Consider the following 8281-nt stretch of genomic DNA (forward strand, 5'->3'; position numbering starts at 1 on the left):
GAATGACGCATACAGAACGAGCTCCCCTGTAGGAGCGAGCTCTGCTCGCGAACACCGGCACCTCAAAAGCTTCGCGAGCCAAGCTCGCTCCTACAAAAAGCGGCGTCAGGCAACCAGGCCATGCTCGGCCAGCAGCGCCAGCAGTCCTTCTTCGTCCATCACGCGGACGCCGAGTTCATTCGCCTTGGCCAACTTGGAGCCGGCGCCCGGGCCGGCCACCACGCAGGCGGTCTTGGCCGACACCGAGCCGGCCACCTTGGCGCCCAGGGTTTCGAGCTTTTCCTTGGCCACGTCGCGGCTCATCGCTTCCAGGGTGCCGGTCAGCACCCAGGTCTGGCCGGCCAGCGGCAGCCCTTCCACCACCTTCTTCTCGCTGTTCCAGTGCATGCCGAAATCCCGCAACTGGCGCTCGATGGCCTCGGCGCGGGCGACGTTGGCGGAATCGGCGAAGAAGTCGCGCAGCGACTGCTTGGCCTTCTCGTTGATGCCCTTCATCACGCTGAGCGTCAGCCAGTCCTGGCTGAGGGTGATCACCCCTTCCAGGCTGCCGGCCTGGTCCGCCAGCTTCTGCGCGCCGGTGGTGGCGATGAAGGGAATCTCCAGGCGAGCGATGAACTCGCCGAGGCTCACGCTGGCCGCGAACTCGGCATGCACGTCCCCTTCTTCCTGCAACGCGATGTGCTTGCGCAACTGCGCGATCACCTTGCTGTTGTGGTCGTCCTCGAAGAAGTTGCGAATCTCGTAGGCCACCTCGGCGCCGACGTCCGGCAGGTAGGTGAGCACTTCCGGCCGGGCCTGCTGGATGCGCTCCAGCGAACCCAGCGAGCGGGCCAGCACCTTGGCGGTCTCCTCGCCGACATCGGGGATGCCGAGTGCATAGATGAAGCGCGCCAGGGTCGGCCTCCGGCTGCCGTCGATGGCGGCCAGCAGGTTGCGGGTGGACAGGTCGGCGAAGCCCTCCAGGGCCACCACCTGCTCGTAGGTCAGGGTGAAGAGGTCGGCCGGCGAGGCGATCAGGCCGGTGTCCACCAGTTGCTCGACGATCTTGTCGCCGAGCCCTTCGATATCCAGGGCGCGCCGCGAGACGAAGTGGATGATCGCCTGCTTGAGCTGCGCCGCGCAGGCCAGGCGGCCGACGCAGCGGTACACCGCGCCCTCGCTGATGCTCTCGCGGCCGCCCTTGCTGCGCTTGACCAACTGGGTGCGCTCGACCTGCGAGCCGCACACCGGGCAGTGTTCGGGGATGTGCACCGGCCGCGCATCGGCCGGGCGACGGTCGAGCACCACCGCCATCACCTGGGGGATCACGTCGCCGGCGCGGCGGATGATCACCGTGTCGCCGATCATCAGGCCGAGGCGCGCCACTTCGTCCATGTTGTGCAAGGTGGCGTTGGACACCGTGACGCCGGCCACCTGCACCGGCTTCAGGCGCGCCACCGGGGTCACCGCGCCGGTGCGGCCGACCTGGAACTCGACGTCGAGCAGTTCGGTCAGCTCCTCGCTGGCCGGGAACTTGTGGGCGATGGCCCAGCGCGGCTCGCGGGCGCGGAAACCCAGTTCGCGCTGCCAGGCCAGGTTGTTGACCTTGAACACCACGCCGTCGATCTCGTAGGGCAGGTCCTGCCGGCGCTCGCCGATATCCCGGTAGTAGTCCAGGCACTCCTCCACGCCCCTGGCCAGCTTGAGTTCGCGGCTGATCGGCAGGCCCCAGGCCTTGAGCGCCTGGAGGATGCCGTGGTGGGTGTCGGGCAGTTCGCCCTGCACCAGGCCGACGCCGTAGCTGCAGAACTCCAGCGGGCGGCTGGCGGTGATCCTCGGGTCGAGCTGGCGCAGGCTGCCGGCCGCGGCATTGCGCGGGTTGGCGAAGGTCTTGCCGCCGCTTTCCAGTTGGCGGGCGTTCATCGCATCGAAGCCCTCCTTGGACATGAACACCTCGCCGCGCACTTCCAGGCGCTCCGGCCAGCCCTCGCCGTGCAGTTTCAGCGGGATGTTGCGCACGGTGCGCACGTTGGCGCTGATGTCCTCGCCGGTGCTGCCGTCGCCACGGGTGGCGCCACGCACCAGCAGGCCGTGCTCGTAGAGCAGGCTGACGGCCAGGCCGTCGAGCTTGGGTTCGCAGTTGTACTCCACCACGGCGCCGTCGCCGAACAGGTCGCCGGCCGGCAACTGGTCGGCCAGGCCCTCGCGCACGCGGCGGTCGAATTCGCGCAGGTCGTCTTCCTCGAAGGCGTTGCCGAGGCTGAGCATCGGCACTTCGTGGCGCACCTCGCCGAACGCGTCGAGTGCCGCGCCGCCAACGCGCTGGGTCGGCGACTCCGGGGTGACCAGTTCGGGATGCTCGGCCTCCAGCGCCTTGAGCTCGTTGAACAGGCGGTCGTACTCGGCGTCCGGTACGCTCGGCTCGTCCAGTACGTAGTAGCGGTAGTTGTGCGCGTCGAGTTCGCTGCGCAGGGCGGCGATGCGTTCGACGGCCTGTTGTGCGGGGATGGTCATGGAGGGAAAGCCTCAAGCTTCAAGCGGCAAGCTGTGAGAAAAAACGAAGCCCCAGGCCAAGCACTCGGCTTGCAGCTTGGGGCTCGTGGCTTATAGCTAAGTTAGCGTCGCTGGTTGAGCAGCTTGTTGCGCTCGAACTCGACGATACGCTGGCGGTAGTGCTCGATGGTCTGCGCGGTGAGCACGCTGCGCTGGTCGTCCTTCAGCTCGCCGTTCAGCTCGTGGGCCAGCTTGCGGGCGGCGGCGACCATCACGTCGAAGGCCTGCTTCGGATGGCGCGGCCCCGGCAGGCCAAGGAAGAAGCTCACCGCGCGGGTGCGGAAGTGGTCGATGTCGTCCAGGTCGAAGGTGCCCGGCTTGACGCCGTTGGCCATGGAGAACAGCACCTCGCCGTTGCCGGCCATGCTCTCGTGGCGGTGGAAGATGTCCATCTCGCCGAAACGCAGGCCGCTTTCCAGGATGTTCTGCAGCAGCGCCGGGCCGTTGAAACCCTCTTCGCTGCGGGCGACCACGTTGATCACCAGCACTTCCTCGACCGGCGGCAGTTCCTGCCTGTCCTCGTCCTGGGCCTTGTCCTTCCTGCCGCCCTTGCCACGCTTCTTGCCGTCCTCTTCGTCCTCGACCGGCGTCAGCAGGGTCGGCGGCTCGTCACCCAGGTCGAGTTCCAGGTCGCCCTGCTTCGGCTCGATCGGCGTGCCACGCCGGCGATTCAGCTCGCGGGCGCTCATCGGCGGCAGGTCTTCCTCGACGATTTCCGGTTCCTGCGCACGGGTGACCCTCGCCGGGCCGAGCAGGTTCGGATCTTCGTCGTCATCCGGAAGGTTGGAGAAACTGTGGTCCAGCTTGAATTTCAACTTGCCCTTGCCGCCCCGCATTCGACGCCAGCCGTCGAACAGAATGCCGGCGATAACGATGATGCCGATGACGATCAGCCACTCGCGCAGACCGATATCCATGTAGTTCCTCAACCCCTGAAAAAGATGAATGACCCAGGGCTTCCCCGCCCCTGATGAAATGCGGACAACTGTATGTTTCTACAGGTGTTTTTCCCGCCCTCGAAAAGTGTGAACTAAGCTAGCACGACGAACGGTCAATTTGCACCGGGCCGCCGAAATGTTAGTGGCCTCTTGCCCCATGTCGATCGCTCTAGGCTCTGCCTCTTACCAAGGTGCGCCGTGCGCACCGTTTACCGGGAATACGCCCGAAAGCTCCAGTCGGTGCGCACGGCGCCCCCTACGAGAAAGCGTCTGGCCTCAGGCCTCGACCATCGCCAGGGCCTCTTCCACATCGACCGCCACCAGGCGCGAGCATCCGGGCTCGTGCATGGTCACCCCCATCAACTGGTCGGCCATCTCCATGGCGATCTTGTTGTGGGTGATGTAGATGAACTGCACCTTGTCCGACATGTCCTTGACCAGCCTGGCATAGCGGCCGACGTTGGCGTCATCCAGCGGCGCATCCACTTCGTCGAGCATGCAGAACGGCGCAGGGTTGAGCTGGAAGATGGCGAATACCAGTGCCAGCGCGGTCAGTGCCTTCTCGCCACCCGACAACAGGTGGATGGTGCTGTTCTTCTTGCCCGGCGGCCGGGCCATGATGGTCACACCGGTATCGAGTAGATCTTCGCCGGTAAGTTCCAGATAAGCGTTGCCGCCGCCGAAAACCTTGGGGAAAAGCGCCTGCAATCCGGCGTTTATCTGATCGAAGGTCTCCTTGAAGCGGTTGCGGGTTTCCCGGTCGATCTTGCGGATCACGTTCTCCAGGGTCTCCAGCGCCTCCACCAGGTCGGCGTCCTGGGCGTCGAGGTAGCGCTTGCGCTCGCCCTGCTGCTGGTATTCGTCGATGGCCGCCAGGTTGATCGGGCCGAGGCGCTGGATGCGCGCGGCCAGTTGTTCGAGCTGGGCTTCCCAGGCGCTTTCCGAGGCTTCACCGGGTAGCGTGGCGAGCACGCCGTGCAGGTCGTAGCCGTCTTCCTGCAACTGGTCCTGCTGGGCCTTGCGGCGCACCGACAGGGCCTGCCATTCCATGCGCTGCTGTTCGAGCTGGCCGCGCAGCAGTTGCGCCTGCTGCTCGGCCTGGCCACGGCGCTTCTCGGCGTCGCGCAGTTCGCGGTCGGCGTCTTCCAGGGCCAGGCGCGCCTGCTTGAGTTCGTCCTCGACGCCCATGCGCTTGTCGAGCAGTTCCTCGAGCTTCATGCGCAGTTCTTCCAGCGGCGCGGCGCCCTCCTCCAGGTTGAGGCTGAGCTGCTCGCGCCGCTCGTTGAGGCGCTCGGCCTGGAGTTCCAGGCGCTCCAGGGCCTGGCGGGTGGAGTCGTGCTGGGCGCGGATCGAGCCGAGGCGCACCGCCAACTGGTGGGCGCGGTCCTTGTGCTGGCGGGCATCGACGCGCACCCGGTCGAGGCGCTCACGCAGGCTGTCGCGCTGGGCCAGCAGCCGTTCTCGCTGCTCGGTGTCGCTGGCCATGCTGTCCAGGGCCGACTCCAGGCTCAGGCGCGCTTCGCCGAGTTGCTCGTGTTCCAGCGCGCGCTGTTCTTCCAGTTCGCGCAGTTCTTCGTCGATGCGGCGGCGACGCAACGTCAACTGCTCGACCTTGGCCTGGCCAGCGGACAGTTGCGCCTTCAGTTCGCCCAGGCGGCGCGCCTGTTCCTGGCCCTGCCGGCGCTGCTGCTCACGCACCTCTTCCTGGCGGCGCTGTTCGTCGTGCAGTTGCGCCAGGCGCTCTTCCAGGTCGGCCAAGGTGGCTTCGCGCTCGTCGCGTTCGGCGGCCAGGCGTTCGAGTTCCTGGCCACGCGCCAGCACGCCGCTTTCCGCCTCGCCGGCGCGGCGCACGCGGAGGAAGTTGCGGCCGACCCAGTAGCCGTCGCGGCTGATCAGGCTGTCGCCGTCGGCCAGTTGGCCACGCCGGGCCAGGGCCTCGTCGAGGCTTTCCACCGGCCGCACGCGGGCCAGCCAGGGCGCCAGGTCGAGGCTGGATTCGACCTTGTCGAGCAGGCTGCCGGCGACCCGCGCCGCGCCCTGCCCGGCCCGTACCAGGCGCAGCTCGCCCTGGTCAAAGCCCGACAGGTCGAGATCGGCGAAATCGTCGAGCAGCACCGCCTGGAGATCGGCGCCGAGCACGGTTTCCACCGCCAGCTCCCAGCCCGGCTCGACGCGCAGGCCCTCGGCCAGCCTCGGCCGCTCGTTCAGGCCGTGCTCGCGCAGCCATTCAGCGGCGCCCTTGCCGGGGTTCAACGCGGCCTGTTGCAGCGCTTCCAGGGAGGCGATGCGGCCGTTCAGGCGCTGCAACTCGCCCTGCGCCTGTTGCTGGGCCTGGGTCGCCCGTTGCAGCTCGCCGCGCAGTTGCTCCAGGTGTTCGGCCTGTTCCTGCTCGGCGGCGTGCAGTTCTTCGAGTTGCAGTTCGCTGGCGGCGACCTGCTCGGCCAGTTCGAGGATCGCCGCATCCTCCGGGTCGGCGCTGAGCAGCGCCAGTTCGTCGCCCAGCCGGCGCTGGCGTTCGGCCAGGCGTTCGAGGCTCTGTTCCAGTTGCTGGATGCGGCTCTGCTGCACTTCGGCCTGGCGGCGCGGTTCGGCGGAGCGCTGGTTGAAGGCGTCCCACTGCTCCTGCCAGCCATGCATGGCGGTTTCCGCTTCTTCCAGTTGCGCGGCGGATTCCTCGGCGGCCTCGTCGGCGATGGCCTGCTCCGGTTCGAGCATCGCCAGTTCCTCGCCCAGGGTGGCGAGCAGCGTGCGGTCGTGGCCGACGTGGGATTCGGTCTCCTGGCGCGCGCGCTCGGCCTCGTGGAGGTCGTCCTGCAACTGGCGCAGGCGCTGCTGGCAGTGCTGGATGCTCTGCTCGACGCGGGCAATGTCGCCTCCCACCGAGTAGAAGCGGCCCTGCACCTGGTTGAAGCGTTCGGACAGGTCGTGGTGGCCGTCGCGCAGGCGCTCGATGCTGGCATCGGCGTTGCGCTGCTCGGCGACCAGCGCCTCGAAGGCCACTTCCTGGTCGCCGATGACCTTCTCGCGCTGGCCGGCCTGGTCGTTCAGGGCGCTCCAGCGCAGGGCGGTGAGCTGGGCCTTGAGCTGGCGCTCCTCGGCCTTGTATTCCTGGTACTTCTCCGCCGCCTGGGCCTGGCGTTGCAGGCGTTCGAGCTGGCGCTCCAGTTCCTCGCGCAGGTCGGTCAGGCGCGCCAGGTTCTCGTGGGTGCGGCGGATGCGGTTCTCGGTCTCGCGGCGGCGCTCCTTGTACTTGGAGATGCCGGCGGCTTCCTCGATGTAGTTGCGCAGGTCCTCGGGCTTGGCCTCGATCAGCTTGGAGATCATGCCCTGTTCGATGATCGAGTAGCTGCGCGGCCCCAGCCCGGTGCCGAGGAAGATGTCGGTGATGTCGCGCCGGCGGCATTTCACGCCGTTGAGGAAGTAGGTGTTCTGGCTGTCGCGGGTCACCCGGCGGCGGATGGAGATTTCCGCGTACCTGGCGTACTCGCCGCCGAGGCTGCCGTCGCTGTTGTCGAAGATCAGCTCGATGCTCGCCTGGGTCACCGGCTTGCGGGTGTTGGAGCCGTTGAAGATGACGTCGGTCATCGACTCGCCCCGGAGGTTCTTCGCCGAACTCTCGCCCATCACCCAGCGCACGGCGTCGATGATGTTCGACTTGCCGCAGCCATTGGGGCCGACCACCGCCGCCATGTTGCTCGGGAAGGTCACCGTCGTCGGGTCGACGAAGGACTTGAAGCCGGCCAGCTTGATGGATTTGAGGCGCATCCCGGTGGACTCCTCAGCGCTCTGCCAGGGCCGCCAGGACCATCTGGCAGTTATGTGTGCTGTAGGCGGACAGCACCTCGCGGATGCGCTGTTCGTCACGGGCGATGACCGCTTCGAGCAATGCGTCGAAGGCGGCCAGGAAGCGGCCCATCTCGGTCTTGCGGCGCTCCAGCGCCAGGTGATAGGCGCGGCTGACGGCCGGGATCAGGTTTTCCAGGGTTTCCTGCAGGTAAGGGTTGTCGGCGAACGGCAGCGCGGTGCGCATCACGTTGAAGCTGTCTTCGACGAAGCTGCCGATGTCGCCGCGCTCGGCGTGGCCGACCAGGCGCTGCTGGATGGCGCGCAGCGGGTCGAGGTCGCTGTCCAGTTGCCAGCGCTCGGCCACATTGCGCGCCAGCAGGATGTACAGCTCGCCGACCAGCGCGTAGAGGCTCTTCACATGGTGCGGGGTGAGTTCGCTGACCTGCGCGCCCCGGCGCGGCGGGATGACCACTAGGTGGCGGCGTTCGAGCAGCAGCAGCGCCTCGCGTACCGAGCCACGGCTGACATTGAGTTCCTGGGTGACCTTCAGTTCCTGGATGCGCTCGCGTTCCTTCATCTCGCCGCGGATGATGCGCTCCGCCAGGTGCTGGGCAATCTGTTCGACGAGGCTGTCCGGTGCCTTGAAGGTCATGATTTTCCTTGGGTTTCAGAAACTGCGAAGCGACGAGTCTAGCACAGGGCAAGGCCCGGAAAAGCAGGCCTGGCGCGGTGAATGGGGCGCCATCCGTCATGAATCCGAACGGTCTTAAAGTTTAGCAACCACTGAACCGAACATATGGAAATTCCGATTTAATCCCCCTTCGCCGCCATGCAAACCTGCCTGCGCTTGAGCCCCGAGGCTCGTCACGACGAATCCCATGCGCGTACCGGCAGCTCCATCCATGCCCCCATCGGCACCCCTCGACCGGCATCTCACGCCCCTGCCGGCGTTCGCCGTGCAACTGGCCGCGCAGGTCGTGGGGGTCGATCAGTTCGATGTGTGCCACATCGAGGCGGCCACTCCA

The 8281-nt window shown here is 66.8% G+C and carries 4 protein-coding genes; all 4 read right to left on the reverse strand.

Going from position 1 to position 8281, the window contains the following annotated elements; all coding sequences use genetic code 11:
- Positions 1–105: 105 nt before the first annotated feature.
- The 4 genes from ligA to PSEWESI4_RS16365 all read right to left on the reverse strand — a co-directional run bounded on the left by ligA (position 106) and on the right by PSEWESI4_RS16365 (position 7908).
- Positions 106–2493, reverse strand: coding sequence for an NAD-dependent DNA ligase LigA (gene ligA / locus PSEWESI4_RS16350; RefSeq protein WP_187672277.1), 2388 nt, complete (start codon positions 2491–2493; stop codon positions 106–108).
- Positions 2494–2594: 101 nt separating this feature from the next.
- Positions 2595–3449, reverse strand: coding sequence for a cell division protein ZipA (gene zipA, locus PSEWESI4_RS16355; RefSeq protein WP_187672278.1), 855 nt, complete (start codon positions 3447–3449; stop codon positions 2595–2597).
- A gap of 297 nt (positions 3450–3746) precedes the next feature.
- A complete protein-coding gene (gene smc, locus PSEWESI4_RS16360) occupies positions 3747–7235 on the reverse strand; it encodes a chromosome segregation protein SMC (RefSeq protein WP_187672279.1) in 3489 nt (1162 codons plus the stop codon).
- A gap of 13 nt (positions 7236–7248) precedes the next feature.
- On the reverse strand, positions 7249–7908 hold the full coding sequence (locus PSEWESI4_RS16365; RefSeq protein ID WP_187672280.1) for a GntR family transcriptional regulator: 660 nt from the start codon (positions 7906–7908) through the stop codon (positions 7249–7251).
- Positions 7909–8281 lie beyond the last annotated feature (373 nt).

The sequence above is a fragment of the Zestomonas carbonaria genome (assembly GCF_904061905.1).
GTDB lineage: Bacteria > Pseudomonadota > Gammaproteobacteria > Pseudomonadales > Pseudomonadaceae > Aquipseudomonas > Aquipseudomonas carbonaria.

Bases quoted from the DNA above. Each gene is read 5' to 3' on its own strand.
- zipA (WP_187672278.1), bottom strand. From the start codon at position 3,449: ATGGATATCGGTCTGCGCGAGTGGCTGATCGTCATCGGCATCATCGTT.
- ligA (WP_187672277.1), bottom strand. From the start codon at position 2,493: ATGACCATCCCCGCACAACAGGCCGTCGAACGCATCGCCGCCCTGCGC.
- PSEWESI4_RS16365 (WP_187672280.1), bottom strand. From the start codon at position 7,908: ATGACCTTCAAGGCACCGGACAGCCTCGTCGAACAGATTGCCCAGCAC.
- smc (WP_187672279.1), bottom strand. From the start codon at position 7,235: ATGCGCCTCAAATCCATCAAGCTGGCCGGCTTCAAGTCCTTCGTCGAC.